Origin of the sequence: Sulfurimonas sp., assembly GCF_029027405.1 — a bacterium.
Lineage (GTDB): Bacteria > Campylobacterota > Campylobacteria > Campylobacterales > Sulfurimonadaceae > Sulfurimonas.
The window spans coordinates 1,486,848-1,500,519 of sequence record NZ_CP093396.1 but is presented as its reverse complement, the minus strand read 5'-3'; the positions used below and the strand labels follow the sequence as shown (position 1 = coordinate 1,500,519).

General features: G+C 30.8%; 19 protein-coding genes. 7 read left to right on the top strand and 12 right to left on the bottom strand.

Features of this window, described 5'->3' with window-relative positions; genetic code table 11:
* The first annotated feature begins 68 nt into the window (after window positions 1-68).
* From rraA to MOV42_RS07090, 4 genes are read left to right on the top strand one after another with little or no spacing between them, the layout of a single operon-like run.
* Window positions 69-548 (top strand): ribonuclease E activity regulator RraA, encoded by a 480-nt coding sequence (rraA, locus tag MOV42_RS07105; protein ID WP_324170501.1) that lies wholly within the window; start codon window positions 69-71, stop codon window positions 546-548.
* 12 nt (window positions 549-560) lie between these two features.
* Entirely contained in the window at window positions 561-908 is a 348-nt protein-coding gene (locus MOV42_RS07100) for a hypothetical protein (protein WP_324170500.1), read from the top strand.
* A gap of 2 nt (window positions 909-910) precedes the next feature.
* Window positions 911-2,044 (top strand): TRAP transporter substrate-binding protein DctP, encoded by a 1,134-nt coding sequence (locus MOV42_RS07095; RefSeq protein WP_324170499.1) that lies wholly within the window; start codon window positions 911-913, stop codon window positions 2,042-2,044.
* Between the two features lie 60 nt (window positions 2,045-2,104).
* On the top strand, window positions 2,105-3,331 hold the full coding sequence (locus MOV42_RS07090) for a putative glycoside hydrolase (protein ID WP_324170498.1): 1,227 nt from the start codon (window positions 2,105-2,107) through the stop codon (window positions 3,329-3,331).
* Here the strand turns inward: MOV42_RS07090 and MOV42_RS07085 are convergent.
* The gene (locus MOV42_RS07085; RefSeq protein WP_324170497.1) at window positions 3,321-3,989 is read right to left on the bottom strand and encodes a SprT family zinc-dependent metalloprotease; all 669 of its coding nucleotides are present in this window, start codon (window positions 3,987-3,989) and stop codon (window positions 3,321-3,323) included. The genes MOV42_RS07090 and MOV42_RS07085 overlap by 11 nt on opposite strands.
* Window positions 3,976-4,650, bottom strand: a complete 675-nt coding sequence (gene queC / locus MOV42_RS07080) for a 7-cyano-7-deazaguanine synthase QueC (RefSeq protein WP_324170496.1) — start codon at window positions 4,648-4,650, stop codon at window positions 3,976-3,978. Before queC ends, MOV42_RS07085 begins: the two co-directional genes overlap by 14 nt.
* Window positions 4,651-4,733: 83 nt before the next feature.
* On the opposite strand from queC, the gene MOV42_RS07075 reads away from it, so the two are divergent.
* The 3 genes from MOV42_RS07075 to MOV42_RS07065 are packed head-to-tail and all read left to right on the top strand — an operon-like array spanning window position 4,734 to window position 6,309.
* The gene (locus MOV42_RS07075) at window positions 4,734-4,913 is read left to right on the top strand and encodes a hypothetical protein (protein ID WP_324170495.1); all 180 of its coding nucleotides are present in this window, start codon (window positions 4,734-4,736) and stop codon (window positions 4,911-4,913) included.
* A gap of 43 nt (window positions 4,914-4,956) precedes the next feature.
* On the top strand, window positions 4,957-5,376 hold the full coding sequence (gene ybeY, locus MOV42_RS07070) for an rRNA maturation RNase YbeY (protein WP_324170494.1): 420 nt from the start codon (window positions 4,957-4,959) through the stop codon (window positions 5,374-5,376).
* 3 nt (window positions 5,377-5,379) lie between these two features.
* A complete protein-coding gene (locus MOV42_RS07065; RefSeq protein ID WP_324170493.1) occupies window positions 5,380-6,309 on the top strand; it encodes a calcium/sodium antiporter in 930 nt (309 codons plus the stop codon).
* Here the strand turns inward: MOV42_RS07065 and mrdA are convergent.
* Genes mrdA through MOV42_RS07015 form a run of 10 tightly spaced genes read right to left on the bottom strand, consistent with a single transcriptional unit; the run spans window position 6,299 to window position 13,658 of the window.
* The gene (gene mrdA, locus MOV42_RS07060; protein WP_324170492.1) at window positions 6,299-8,083 is read right to left on the bottom strand and encodes a penicillin-binding protein 2; all 1,785 of its coding nucleotides are present in this window, start codon (window positions 8,081-8,083) and stop codon (window positions 6,299-6,301) included. The two genes, MOV42_RS07065 and mrdA, sit on opposite strands and share 11 nt — an antisense overlap.
* Window positions 8,080-8,532, bottom strand: a complete 453-nt coding sequence (locus MOV42_RS07055) for a hypothetical protein (RefSeq protein WP_324170491.1) — start codon at window positions 8,530-8,532, stop codon at window positions 8,080-8,082. Before MOV42_RS07055 ends, mrdA begins: the two co-directional genes overlap by 4 nt.
* Window positions 8,499-8,957, bottom strand: coding sequence for an N-acetyltransferase (locus MOV42_RS07050; protein WP_324170490.1), 459 nt, complete (start codon window positions 8,955-8,957; stop codon window positions 8,499-8,501). The genes MOV42_RS07055 and MOV42_RS07050 overlap by 34 nt, the downstream gene beginning before the upstream one ends.
* Complete coding sequence (gene yihA, locus MOV42_RS07045; protein WP_324170489.1) at window positions 8,950-9,552, bottom strand: ribosome biogenesis GTP-binding protein YihA/YsxC; 603 nt, start codon at window positions 9,550-9,552, stop codon at window positions 8,950-8,952. The genes MOV42_RS07050 and yihA overlap by 8 nt, the downstream gene beginning before the upstream one ends.
* Entirely contained in the window at window positions 9,549-10,025 is a 477-nt protein-coding gene (lptA, locus tag MOV42_RS07040) for a lipopolysaccharide transport periplasmic protein LptA (protein ID WP_324170488.1), read from the bottom strand. The genes yihA and lptA overlap by 4 nt, the downstream gene beginning before the upstream one ends.
* A complete protein-coding gene (gene lptC, locus MOV42_RS07035; protein ID WP_324170487.1) occupies window positions 10,022-10,546 on the bottom strand; it encodes an LPS export ABC transporter periplasmic protein LptC in 525 nt (174 codons plus the stop codon). The genes lptA and lptC overlap by 4 nt, the downstream gene beginning before the upstream one ends.
* Before the next feature lie 12 nt (window positions 10,547-10,558).
* Complete coding sequence (locus MOV42_RS07030) at window positions 10,559-11,053, bottom strand: KdsC family phosphatase (RefSeq protein WP_324170486.1); 495 nt, start codon at window positions 11,051-11,053, stop codon at window positions 10,559-10,561.
* Complete coding sequence (gene hisB / locus MOV42_RS07025; RefSeq protein WP_324170485.1) at window positions 11,050-11,622, bottom strand: imidazoleglycerol-phosphate dehydratase HisB; 573 nt, start codon at window positions 11,620-11,622, stop codon at window positions 11,050-11,052. The genes MOV42_RS07030 and hisB overlap by 4 nt, the downstream gene beginning before the upstream one ends.
* A 4-nt stretch (window positions 11,623-11,626) precedes the next feature.
* Window positions 11,627-12,436 carry a septal ring lytic transglycosylase RlpA family protein gene (locus MOV42_RS07020; RefSeq protein ID WP_324170484.1) on the bottom strand — a complete coding sequence of 270 codons (810 nt, stop codon included), beginning with the start codon at window positions 12,434-12,436 and terminating at the stop codon, window positions 11,627-11,629.
* Window positions 12,429-13,658, bottom strand: coding sequence for a lytic transglycosylase domain-containing protein (locus MOV42_RS07015; protein ID WP_324170483.1), 1,230 nt, complete (start codon window positions 13,656-13,658; stop codon window positions 12,429-12,431). The genes MOV42_RS07020 and MOV42_RS07015 overlap by 8 nt, the downstream gene beginning before the upstream one ends.
* Window positions 13,659-13,672 lie beyond the last annotated feature (14 nt).

Below are 13,672 nucleotides of genomic sequence, written 5' to 3'. Positions count from 1 at the left end.
AAATTTATGTAAAAACTAGGTTATAAGGTGCTAGAATACATCCATAATTGAATAAAGAGGATATATTTATGGACTTTTTTACAGCAGATATTTGCGATGAGCATATAGAAAAGGTTTTTGTACTTGATCCACAATATAAAAACTATGGTGGAGCAAATAAGTGTAAAGGCGAAGTTGTAACAATAAAACTAGATAAAAATAATTCAGATTTAATAAAATTACTTCGTGATGAAGATGGAAAGGGAAAAGTTGTTGTTGTTGATGTGAGAGAAGATTATTTTGCAGTAGTTGGTGAAAATCTGATGAAGTTTGCACATAAAAACAACTATGCAGGAATTGTTGTAAATGGTTATATCAGAGATACTTTTCAAATAAAAGATATTCCTGTTGCTCTCTATGCTCTTGGGACTTGTCCTAGAAAGTATATTCCTATAACTAGTGGGGAAAGAAATATTCATCTTTCATTTGGTGGAGTTGGCTTTAAAGATGGAGATTATCTTTATGCTGATACTGACGGAGTTATAGTTACTCCGCAAATAATAATATAACAAGGAAAAATATTGACAACGATTAATGATATAAATAAAGAGATGCAAGAGTTGATTAGTGAAGTTGAAGATGAAGATGTTTTAGAAGAAATAAATGATAAAATGCTTCCCTTTAATGAAAATATGAATAGTCTCCTTCAATCAGATACGGTTGAGGATTTTTTAACAATATATGAAGATATGAATATAAAAGATAGTGCAGTTTTGAAATGCTATAACCTTGATACAACAAAAGAACTTGAAGAATACATACAAAAAAATAAAGTTAGTTTTGATGATTTAAAAATTGAAGCAACTCAAGCAACTTGTGAAGCTTTAAAATTTGCTATATATGATAGTGAAGAAGAAGATGAATACTAAAAATGAATCGTAGAAATTTTCTTAGCACTGTCTCAGCAACATCAGTAGCACTTGCATTCTCAGGGTGTAATGAAAGCAATAGGCAGGCGATATATTATTCAAAACAAATAAAAAAAGATTTACCTAATAAAAAACGCATTAATATAAATAAGAATAAAAAGACAATCATAAAACTTGCTACTAGTTGGCCTGCAAATTTTCCTATAATGGGGACAGGCGTTGAAAAATTTGTTAAAAGACTAAAGGATATTAGCTCTGGTTCTCTTGAAGTAAAACTTTATCCAAAAAATACTCTCATCCCTGCTCTTGCTGTTTTTGATGCTTGTTCTAGTGGACAGATAGACGCTTTTCATTCTGGTCCATATTATTGGAAAGGTAAAAATTCTGCTTTTTCTCTTTATAGCGGGATTCCATTTGGTTTTACAGCAGAAGAAATTAACTCTTGGATGACTTTTGGAGGCGGGATGGAACTTTGGCGAGAACAGTATGCTAAGTACAACCTTCATCCCTTTATGGGAGGTAATACTAACATTCAAATGGGTGGATGGTATAGAAAGCCCATAAATTCTTTAGAAGATATGCAAGGCTTGAAAATGCGTATTCCTGGTCTTGGTGGAGAAGTTTTTGCAAAGATGGGTGTTAATCCAATTCTTTTACCTGCGGGAGAAATATATACATCTCTTGAAAGAGGTGTTATAGATGCTACTGAATGGGTTGGCCCAGCGCTTGATATTAAAATGGGATTTTATAAAGTCGCACCATATTACTACTCTGGTTGGCATGAACCGGGTTCTATTCTAGAACTTACTTTTAACAAACAATCTTGGGGTAAACTTAGTTTTGAACACCAATCTATGATAGAAGTTTCAGCAAGTGAAATGAACTCGAACATGACATATGAGTTTCATGCCAAAAATATTCAAGCGTTGGCAAAACTTACCAAGTTAAATATATCGATAAAACGATACCCAAGTGATGTCATAGATGCTGGAAAAAAAGCTTTAAAGGAAGTAATAGCCGAACTTAGCTCAAGAAATAGTGACTTTGAAAAAGTTTATACTTCTATTGATAAGCATTTAATTCTCTCAAAAAAGTGGAGCGATGTAAGTCTGCGTTACTTTTTAAATGAGAGATAAAGTATAATTCTATGGCATGATAAATGCTTATAAAAAACAACTTAAAACTAGAGAATATATTTGATAAAATTATTATTTGCTTTAATAGCAACCCACACTCTTCTTTTTGCTTCATTTAGTGGAACAATAATAGACTATAAAACTAATAAGCCTATACGTAAAGCTATGATTAGTGATTCTAAAATAACTGTAAAGTCTGATGAAAATGGCTCTTTTAGTATAAATTCTAAAGAAAAAAACTATCATATTAAAGCTTATGGATACAGACCTTATAGCTTTACTCAAGACTTAAATAATACAACCATTAGTATAGAGCCCATTAATATAAAAGCACTTTATTTGACTTTTTGGGGGGCAAATATTTACTCTAAAACAACAGCAAAAATATTGAAAATTATTGAAGAAACACAGATTAATGCGATAGTTGTTGATGTTAAAAATGAGTATGGCTCCACCTCTTATAGAACTTCGTTTAAACAAGCAAATAGCTATGGAGCTTATGAAAAAAGAACTATTGGAAATATTAAAAACTTTATGAAGCTTATGAAGTCTAAGGGCATCTATACTATTGCTAGGGTTGTAGTTTTTAAAGATGAACTTCAAGCATCAAATAATGAAGATTATGCAATCAAAAAAACAGATGGTAGCATCTGGAGAAACCATGACAATATGGCATGGGTTGATCCTTTTGATAAAAGAAGTCATAGATATACAGTTGCTATTGCAGAGGATGCTGCTGCAAGAGGATTTGATGAGATAAACTTTGACTATATTAGATTTCCAGCAAAAAGATGGTTGAAGTTATCTAAAAAAAATACTCAAGAAAATCGTATAAAAGCAATAGAAGATTTTTTAAGATTAGCACGAAATAAACTTAGAAAATATGGAGTGTTTATATCAGTAGATACTTATGGAAATGTTTGTTGGGAGAAAGGAGATAGTGGTATTGGGCAAAAGATAGAGTCCCTTTCAAAGTATAGTGATTATATTTCACCAATGCTCTACCCTTCCGGTTTTGCAAGTGGTTCATTTGGCTTGGACGCTCCATCTGAGGAACCGTATATTGTTATATATAGAAGTATTAAAAATGTTCAAGATAGGATTAATCCACAAAGAATTAGACCTTGGCTTCAATACTTTAAAGATTATGCGCATACAAGAAAACACTATAGAAAATTTGAAGTAAATGAACAGATGCGAGCAAGCAGAGATATTAATACAAGCGGTTGGATGATGTGGTCACCATCTAGTAAGTATCATTTAGAGTATTTTAAACCTAAAAAGTAAAATTTTGCCTATGCCTTATTTCATGCCTTATATTTTTTGAATCTGATATATACTGTGAAACTAAATCGTGAAATTTTTTTGAATGATTCATGAACTTTAGATGTGCTAGTTCATGGACTACAACATAGTCGATTTGCTTTTTTTTTAGCTTTAAAAGCTGTGTATTTAAAGTTATGATGCCTTGTGAGCTACAACTACCCCATCTGCTTCGCATTTTTTTATATTTAATCTCAGAATATTTTAAATTCATGATATTTGCAAAATACTCAACTCTTTGTTTTAGGTATATTTGTGAATAAAGTTTATAAAATTTGTCGTAGCGCCTAGTGATGGTATCTAGATTTGGCTTTCTTAAGCGATGAAGTAGTTTACGCAGTCCTTCGGCTTCCGAGGCATCTACGCTATAAATCTCTCCAAAAAGTAAAACTTCATCTTCAAGATTTATTTTTATAATTTTAGTTTCTTTTTTGCTTTGAAGTTGTTTTCTTATCCATTTTTCTTTTTTTAAGAGCAAATCCTGCACATAAAGTATAGATGCCGATGATGTTTTTACTATTACTTTAGCATCTGAATTTATGTTGATATAGCTATGTTTTAATCTTTTGTTATGCACATGCACAATATCTAAATCTTTAAACTTTATATTATTCGTAATCAATAGGGTCCTTAACTCCAGCTAATTTAAAACCATTTAGCCTAAGTCTGCAACTATCGCAAACTCCACAGGCCTTATCTTCATTTTTATAACAACTCCAAGTAAATTCAAGAGGAACCATTAAGTCTAACGCCTGATGTACTATCTGAGATTTTTGCAAATGAACTAATGGCATTTTTATTTCTATATTTGTTTCATCTTTTGTGCCTAAGTTTATAGAGTGTTCCATACTTTTTATATATGATTCTCTACAATCAGGATAACCACTACTATCTTCTTCAACCACTCCTATGCTAATAACACTAGCACCTTCTTTTTCAGCGATAGCTGCTGCCATACTTAAAAAAATACCATTTCTGAAAGGAACATAAGTGATAGGAACACCTTCTTCTATTCCAGCAGTTGGAATATCAATTTTTTTGTCAGTTAAAGCAGAAGCACCAATTTTAGAGAAAAAATCTAAATCTAAAACATATTTTTCTTTTACATTTAAACTTTTACATATTTTATAAAAACACTCTAGTTCTTTTTTTTGTGTTCTTTGTGCATAGTTAAAATGAAGAGCAATTATGTCATATCCACTTTCTTTCATCATATATGCACTAAGTGTTGAGTCCATGCCACCGCTCATTACGCATAATGCTTTTTTATTATCTTTTTTCATAAAAGAATTTTAACATATATTTTTAATCTTTATTAAAACAAACAAATAATATAATGAGTTATAATACATAAAAGGAGATAATTATGGATGTATCATCTTCCTCACAACAAACACCAGTAGAATCTGGAGGAACCCCTTTAGAAAAAGCTGTTGATGTTCAAGAAAAACAAGTTGAAAAGATTATTGAAAGCGCAACTGAACAATCAAAACAGACGAATGCACAAAAAACAGGTATTGGAAATAGCTTAAACCTTATCGGTTAAAATTTTTTACAAAATCTAAGTCTTATTGGATATAATCCTTTTTATGATTGACTTAGATAATAGAACCTCACTTAAAATAGATGAATCATTTTTAAATACTATTGTTAAAAAACTCACAGGGAAAGAAATAGAGCTACTTATTGTTGAAGAAGATGAAATTAAAAATATAAATAAACTTCATCGAAATATAGATAAATCAACAGATGTTTTAAGTTTCCCTTATGAAGAGATGCCGATGAGTCCACTCGGAAGCATCGTGATATCTTCCTCTCATGTAAAAGACTTAGCTAGTAAATTAGGTCATACAAATAATGATGAATTAAATCTTCTTTTTATTCACGGTATGCTTCATCTCTTAGGTTTTGACCATGAAATAGATAACGGAGAGATGAGAAAAGAAGAAACAAGGTTAATAAATGAATTTAACTTGCCAAAAAGCTTAATAACAAGAACACAAGGTTAAAAAATGGATTTTATAATTTTTATTGTTGCAATGTCTGCTCTAATTTATGGAGCAGATTTTATAATAAAAGAGTCTGAAAGAATTGCTCTGCATTTTAATATATCACAGTTTGTGATTGGTGCAACTCTCATAGCATTTGGCACCTCTTTACCAGAAATGGCAGCATCTATGATGGCTTCTTCTCAAGGTAAGAGCGATATGGCGGTCGCAAATGTAGTAGGAAGTGTGATTTTCAATATTACTCTTGTTTTAGGAATAGTATTTTTAATAAGTAAAAAAATGCATCCAAAAAGAAATCTTTTTGCTCAAGATAGTGCTTGGGTTATTGTTCCTCTTGTATTTTTCTTTATTATGGTTCAAGATGGTGTAATTGGTCGAGTTGATGGGATTCTATATCTTCTTCTTATGCTTTCATACATAGTATTTTTATTTAGTGATTCTAAAGATGATTTGGAAAATTCTGTTGATGAAGATTTAGCGAAAGAAAAATTTAAATGGGGTAAAACCATCATATTGCTAATGATTGGTTTTGCTTTAACTATTAGTGGTGCAAATTTTGTTATAGAAAGCGGAACAGATATAGCTAGAGTTTTTGGAATAAGTGAATGGATAATAGGAATATTTTTAATCTCTTTAGGAACTTCTTTACCTGAGCTTGTTGTATCTATAGTGGCGGTAAAAAAAGGCAATGCTGAAATGAGCATCGGAAATATAATAGGCTCAAATGTTGCAAATTTTTCAATGGTTTTAGGTGGAGCTTCTCTAATTAACCCACTTACTGTTGATCTAATATCAACAAAATTTGATATGTTAATTTTAGTAGCAGCGTCTATAACGCTTCTATTTATTTTGGCAAATAAGCTTTATAACAAAGCAGGAGCAATTTTTTTACTAATTATACTAGCGTTATTTTTACAAAATGTTATTGTTTAATATATTTCAGCTTTAACAGTCTATTGTATATTTTAGATACAATTTTACCAGCTGCTGATCCACCGTGTCCGCCATGCTCTACTATAACTAAAACAATATACTGAGGATTTTTATATGGGCCATAAGATGTAAACCAAGCGTGAGAACGGCTATAATAAGACATCTCATGCTCTAACACTCTTTCTTCTATATCTTGCAAAATTGTAACAACCTGTGCCGTTCCTGTCTTACCTGCTATTGTGACTTTTGAACTAAGGTATTGTGTTGCCGTACCTTTTGGATAGTTACATACTTCATACATTGCTCTTTGTATTAGAGGTAGTTTTTTTAACTCTTTTTCATTCAATATATCTTTTGATGGTGGATTTAATTCTTTATCTCCAATCATCGTTGCAAAATGCGGTGTTGGGAGCTTTGATGTTGCCATAAGTGCTGTAAATTGAGCTATTTGCATAGGTGTTACTAAAAAATCTCCTTGCCCTATAGAGGTATTAACTGTTTCTCCTATAAACCAAGGACGATTATATTTTTTCTTTTTCCATTCACGAGAAGGAACAATACCAATGAACTCATTTGGTAAATCAACGCCTGTTTTTTTACCTAGACCATATCTTAGTAAACCTTCACTCATTTTTTTTATACCAACTTGAAGGCTGCCTTTATAAAAATAGTCATCACAACTCTCTCTTATAGCTTTTTTTAGACTTGTTTTTCTATGTCCTTTTTTCTTCCAGCATCTAAATACACGCTTACCTAATGGCATTGATGACCTACAATCAACACTCCACTTGCTATCTATTTCTGTGGTCGCATAAAGTAATCCTAAGCCTGTTTTTATTGTTGATCCTGGAGGATATAGCCCGTTTATAAGTTTATTTGTAAACGGTTTATCAAGATTTGTTGAGAGTTTATTCCACATTTTATGAGATATTCCAGATACAAAAGTATTTAAATCATATTCTGGAAAACTACTTGCAGACAATATTTTCCCATCCACACCCATAACAATAACTGCACCAGCTTTCTTTTTAAATAATGATGATATATATTTTTGAAGTTCAATATCTATTGCAAGAGTTAGTTTTCTATCCTCATCTGCTAGAATGTTAGATAATTCTTGTATTTCCTGATTGTTAGCATTAACTTTTATTTTTCTAAGTCCTGCGTTACCCTGTAAATAATTGTTATACGATTTTTCAATACCAGTTTTTCCTATATAGCCGATTAGCTCTAAGAGCTTATCATCTTTTATATCTTTTTTATTTGCACGAGAAACATAGCCTATCATATGTGCGCCAACTTTTCCGTATGGATAGTGCCGTTTAGGGGCAGGAACTATTTTTATCTTATCTCTTAAGCTGAGTATTGAATATACTGGCATAATATCTTTGTATGTAATAAAGTGAACAATATCTATGTAATTATGATTGTAATAAGAATCTTTTTTTATATAATTTTTTATCAATTTATCTTTTTTCAAAGAAGGTAATAATTTTAATAAATTATCTATTTCCTCATTAAAAGAGGCTATATTCTTTTTTAGGCGCAAGTGTGGACGAAGTTGTATCTTGAATCCTAATCTGTTAATAGCTATTGGTCTGTTGTTCCTATCTACTATCTCACCTCTAACAGGGACTATTTTTTCACTTTTTATAGTATTAGAATAAGATAGTTTTTCATAGTAACTATTTGACTCAACCGCAAGAAAAAAAATTCTTACGATTAGAGCTAACCAAATAGATATAAAAATAGTAAGTATAAATTTAATTTTCATAAAATACTCACAATAAAAAATTCAATTACTATGTAGTAAAGCATGTAATAATTAATTGATGGCATTGGAATTAAGAAAATATTTGAAACAAGCACAAGAAAAAGATAAAACCCAAAATAAGATAATATAACAGATGCTACTTTAATGCAAGATCTACAATCAAAGTTCTTTTTTAACTTAGGCATTACAAATTTATAAATCATACCAAAATATATTATAGAACTAAAAACAGGAAATCCCATTTGTGATTCATATACGAGGAGACATAAAGATATTAAAAATATTTCAACACCATCTTCTTTTTTGACAGCATTTATAAAAAATACAAAAAGAATAGCAAAAAGTGGAGGAAGAAATAAATAGATGCTGCTTAGACTTTCGTATGCTATAAATAACAGCACATAGACGAAAGGTGCTAGAGGGCTTTGATTAATGATACTTCGTTGCATACTGGAAAATGTTTACATTTAATACAATCAGCCCAAATCTTATGTTCGGGGATAGAATCTTTAGAAATTTCTATAAAACCTAACTTTTCAAAAAAGCTTTGCTTATAAGTCAAAGATAAAACTTTTTGAAGCTTTAAATTTTTAGCTTCTTCTAAGCATTGTTCAACTAGTTTTTTGCCTATTTTTTTACCTCTTTCGCTCTCCCTAACAACTAAAGACCTGATTTCTCCTAAATACTGAGTATGTATATGAAGAGCACAAAAACCAACTATTTTTTCGTCATCTAAACATAAGGTGTAGGATCTTATATTTGTTGATACTTCATCGTCTGTTCTGTTTAGAATTATTCCAGATTCAATTTCTGGACTAACAAGTTCTTGCATTTTGGTAATATTACTGAGTTTAGCTTTTTGATAGTTAATCATTTAGTATCTCATAAATAACTTTTATAGCTTTTTGCATCCCTCTTTTTTTTGAACTAGATACCATCATGGCATCTGGGAACTGCCTTCTAAGTGCATTCTGCTCTTTTTGGTTTAACTTATCTATTTTTGTAAATATTTGTAATATATACTGATTTTCCCTTCGATTGTTAAACAAAAACTCACTTACTGAAGTGTCAATGTCTAGATGCGGATGTCTACAATCAATCAGATGTATAAAAAGTTTAATTTGTTCTCTTTGTGAAATATAATCAGTCAAGTTCTTCTCCCAATCGTATTTTATTGATTTTGAAACTTTAGCATATCCAAAACCTGGTAAATCTACAAACTTTGCAAGGCTTTTGACAGAGTCTTCTCTATTTATAAAAGTTACATCAAAATAGTTTATAAGTCTTGTTTTACCAGGTGTTGAAGATACTTTTGCAAGTCCTTTATGGTTTGTTAATGCGTTAAGTAAAGAACTTTTTCCAACATTTGAGCGTGCCATAAATACAACTTCATTTTGCTCTTGAACATCTGGTGCTCCTTCTATATTTGGGGCAGATGTTATAAATTTTGATTCAACTATTTCTATCATTTTTGTTCCTCTTGCGATGACATTTTAAAAATCATAATAACTGGTTCTTTTGTTGCACCTTTGGCATATGCCTTACCTTCTGTTGTTTTTAGAACAACCTCTTCGCCAATAATTTCTTTTTTTTCATCAACTTGAGTTAAGTGAACATTTTTAAAAAAATGATATTCTTTAATCAGAGGCATATATATGGCTCTTTCTGCTTTACCACGATATATAGCACCTTGTTTAGTCATGATATAAAAAGAAACATTACCTACTGCTATGAACTTTGTTGGTTGATGCTTTTTATTGGTGAATACAGTAACTTTTGTTGCATTTAGTTCATCTGAACCTTTTTTAATATTTACATTTCCTTGAAATATCGATATACCTTTGTTCTCATCAGCATTAAATTGACTTGCTTTTATCTTTAACTCGCTTGCTGTTAAAGATATTGTCAAAAAAATTATTAAAATTATTAAGCATTTGTTCATTTTTTCTCTTTTAGTTTATAATTTATTTTTATATTTTTTGATTTAATTTTATTTGTTTTATTGTTGTACTCAAGGTCACTACCTGTTGCTCTATTTAAACCTCTATGCATAACATAGGAGGTTCTCGTTTTTGCAATAGATGTTTTTTTGCTGTATGTCGCTTCTTGAGTCTCGAAAATCAAACCATCTTCTCTATTATAAAATACATTACCTTTTAAATCAACATTATCATCAATATCTCTGTATAGCCCATTGTCAGCACGCATATTTGCGATATACTTTTTTGAATTATCTGTATAGTCAATATTTGAAACTTCGTACCTATCTGCGTATCTTGTTCCTTTTGCCCCTTTCATTAATGTAACTAAACTTTTGTCATCAAACTCATGAAGAGTAAACGAGTTAAGTTGAAAAACTGGGACATCAATAAACTCTTGTTGTTTAATATCAAGTGGTTTAAAGCCAAGAAATATCATTAGTAAACCTGCTAAAATTGCTAAAAAAAATATATTTATATTCAAGTAGGTGTCGCCTTATATCCAAACTTTCATAAAGTCATCTCTTTGATTGTTTTCATCAACAAGAATATCTATCATCTCTCTGACGGCACCATTGCCACCATCACTTGCTAAGACTTTATTTACCGTTTTTCTTATCTCTTTCACTCCATCGTTGGGAGTAAAACTTCTTCCTACTAAATTTAGCATATTATAATCATTTAAATCATCACCAATTGCTGCAACTTCATAGTATTTTAAATCAAGAGAGTCTATTAATTCTTTTAAAACTCTATCTTTATCTTTTATACCTTGAAAAAGATGCTGTATACCAAGTTCATCCGAACGTTTTTTAACAATACTTGACTTTCTACCTGTTATTATTGCGACTCTATTACCAAGCTTAATCCATGTAGTAATCCCAAGTCCATCTTTTACATTGAAAACTTTACTTTCGATTGTCTCTGCTGAATAGATAAGTTTACCATCACTTAAACAACCATCAACATCTAAAACAATTAGTTTTATCATAGTACATCTTTGGTGCTTGGAATACCAATTCTTTCATTCTTTGTAATTGCACGACGAATGGCAACCGCCAGTGCTTTAAAAGACGCTTCAATAATATGATGTTTATTTCTTCCTCTGAGCATTATGATATGCGTACTTATTCTTGCATTTAACACAAAAGCTCTAAAAAACTCTTCAACAAGTTCAGTATCAAAGCCTCCTACTTTTCCAGTTACATCTGACTCATAAACTAAAAATGGTCTATTGCTAAGGTCTAAGTCACAAGATACACATGCTTCATCCATTACAATAGTAGCACTGCCAAATCTCTCTATATGGGCAACTGGATAGATAGCATCTGCTATTAAAGATCCAAGAACGATTCCAATGTCTTCTACGCTATGGTGATCATCTATATGAGTATCACCTACACACTTTACATTCATATCAATAAGTGAGTGTTTAGAAAAGCTTACTAGCATGTGATCTAAAAAACCAACACCAGTATCTATATTGCTTTGTCCTTTTCCGTATAACTCTAATGAAATCGTAATATCTGTTTCTTTTGTTTTTCTTGTTTTATTTATCATATTTTTATTCCTCTCGTACTATGAATGCATTTTTAAAATGCCCTTGAGCTTTGTAGTCTCTTGCTTCTTGTTCACTCTTGAAACCTTTTAGCCAAACTTTAAAAGTTCTGCCACTTTCTGTCTCCATATCTTTTATAACTGTTGAGTAGCCATCTTTTTTATCAAAAGCTTCTTGTATTTTTAAGGCCCCATCTATGTTTGAAAAAGATGCTATTTGAATAGCAAAACCAGAAATGGACTTCTTTTGAGGAGCTTTTTTTAACTCTTTTTTCGTTGGTATTCTTTTTTTACCTTTAGTCTCAAAGCCTAAAATCTCAAGTTCAACAGGAGCTGTCCCTGTTGCTATCATATTGATTTTATCAGCCCCCTTTTTAGATAAATCTATAATTCTGCTATTTACAAAAGGTCCCCTATCGTTAATTCTAACAATAATGCTCAAACCATTGCTTTGATTTGTAACTTTTACTATGGTGTTCATAGGTAAAGTTTTGTGTGCTGCTGTCATATCATACATATTGTATCTTTCACCATTAGAGGTATGTTTACCGTGAAAATCAGGACCGTACCAGCTAGCTCGTCCACTAAATCTATCTCCAACGCTTACAACTGTTGGATAATATCTGATTCCCCTTATAACATAAGGTTTCATCGTTGGATGAGAGTATGTCTTTTTATCAATTTTTGAACTATAGTTTGAAGAATACGATTTAGGAGCGCTATATTGAGCATCATTGTAAACTCTTTTACTTCTAGTACTGCAAGCAGTAAAAAATAAAATAATTACTAGAAAAATAATATAAAAAAATCTACTCATTTATTTTTAACCTATCGCCAATTTTAATAAGACTGCTTTTGAGATGATTTTGAAGTTTTAAGTTAGTAACACTAACTTTATGTGCTTTTGAAATGGATTCTAAAGTGTCTCCTCTTTTTACCATGTAATAGTGTCTTGTGCTTATCGTTTTAAATTTTTTCCTACTATCTATTGGAATAACAAGCTTTTGTTTTAAGCGTAATCTTGAATGTTTAAGTTTATTAAAATCCATGATAACTCTGTAGGAAACGCCATATTTTTTACCTATTTTAGACAGGTTATCCCCACTTCTGACTACATGAATTTTATATATATTTCGTATTGGTTCTGGACGATAATTTCTTTTAAATTCATTTAACTTTACATATGGTATATAAATATCATATGCTTTTTCGTATGGTGGAACAAAATCATACTTAAGATGTCTATTTAGCTTTTTCAATTCTTTTAAAGGAATGCCTACTATTTTTGAAACCCTTCTTAATGATTCGCCGCTAGATAGTTGTACAGTTGAAATCGAGTAAGCGTTTGCACGGTTAAGAAGATGCTCATACTCACTATTCATTAAATATTGCTCATCTTGCCCAACCATTGCGAGAGCAATAATTTTGCGTATATAAAATCTACTCTCACTTGGAATATATCTTTTTTTTGAGTTTAGCAATACAGAAAGTTCATCACTTTTTGCTTTTTTTATGGCTTTACTTAATCTGCCACCACCACAATTGTAAGCAATTGCTGCTAAATACCATTTGCCAAATCTTTTATGTAGATGTGACAGATATTTAGCTGCTGCTTCAGTTGATTTTACAAGGTCTCTTCTTTCATCAACATATTTATCTATTTTAAGTCCGTACTGTTTACCTGTTCTTGGCATAAATTGCCAAAGTCCAGAAGCTCTTTTTTTAGAGTATGCTCTTGTTGAAAAGTTTGATTCAGCCATTGCCAAATACAAAAACTCTGCAGGAATATCATTTTCAGCTAAAATTCTTTTAATTGCAGGAATAAAGATATAAGCCTTATCCATTGCTTTAAAAAAATGTTTATTTTTATAAATAGCTGTTTTTTTATTTCTCATCTTGTTCATAACAGGATCATAAATAAAAGATGGATCAATATCGAAAGATTCTAAAAGGGCTACTTCTTTGTTGTGGTTTACAGCAAATGTTAAGTTAGCACTAAGCAGGAGTGGAAAAAGCAGTAGTAAAAAATATCTATTCATAAAGTAACTCTTAT

Excerpts from the sequence above, each read along its gene's own strand:
- rraA (WP_324170501.1), top strand. The coding sequence starts at position 69 with ATGGACTTTTTTACAGCAGATATTTGCGATGAGCATATAGAAAAGGTT.
- MOV42_RS07095 (WP_324170499.1), top strand. The coding sequence starts at position 911 with ATGAATCGTAGAAATTTTCTTAGCACTGTCTCAGCAACATCAGTAGCA.
- queC (WP_324170496.1), bottom strand. The coding sequence starts at position 4,650 with ATGAAAAAAGATAATAAAAAAGCATTATGCGTAATGAGCGGTGGCATG.
- MOV42_RS07075 (WP_324170495.1), top strand. The coding sequence starts at position 4,734 with ATGGATGTATCATCTTCCTCACAACAAACACCAGTAGAATCTGGAGGA.
- ybeY (WP_324170494.1), top strand. The coding sequence starts at position 4,957 with ATGATTGACTTAGATAATAGAACCTCACTTAAAATAGATGAATCATTT.
- MOV42_RS07065 (WP_324170493.1), top strand. The coding sequence starts at position 5,380 with ATGGATTTTATAATTTTTATTGTTGCAATGTCTGCTCTAATTTATGGA.
- mrdA (WP_324170492.1), bottom strand. The coding sequence starts at position 8,083 with ATGAAAATTAAATTTATACTTACTATTTTTATATCTATTTGGTTAGCT.
- MOV42_RS07055 (WP_324170491.1), bottom strand. The coding sequence starts at position 8,532 with ATGCAACGAAGTATCATTAATCAAAGCCCTCTAGCACCTTTCGTCTAT.
- MOV42_RS07050 (WP_324170490.1), bottom strand. The coding sequence starts at position 8,957 with ATGATTAACTATCAAAAAGCTAAACTCAGTAATATTACCAAAATGCAA.
- yihA (WP_324170489.1), bottom strand. The coding sequence starts at position 9,552 with ATGATAGAAATAGTTGAATCAAAATTTATAACATCTGCCCCAAATATA.
- lptA (WP_324170488.1), bottom strand. The coding sequence starts at position 10,025 with ATGAACAAATGCTTAATAATTTTAATAATTTTTTTGACAATATCTTTA.
- MOV42_RS07030 (WP_324170486.1), bottom strand. The coding sequence starts at position 11,053 with ATGATAAAACTAATTGTTTTAGATGTTGATGGTTGTTTAAGTGATGGT.
- hisB (WP_324170485.1), bottom strand. The coding sequence starts at position 11,622 with ATGATAAATAAAACAAGAAAAACAAAAGAAACAGATATTACGATTTCA.
- MOV42_RS07020 (WP_324170484.1), bottom strand. The coding sequence starts at position 12,436 with ATGAGTAGATTTTTTTATATTATTTTTCTAGTAATTATTTTATTTTTT.
- MOV42_RS07015 (WP_324170483.1), bottom strand. The coding sequence starts at position 13,658 with ATGAATAGATATTTTTTACTACTGCTTTTTCCACTCCTGCTTAGTGCT.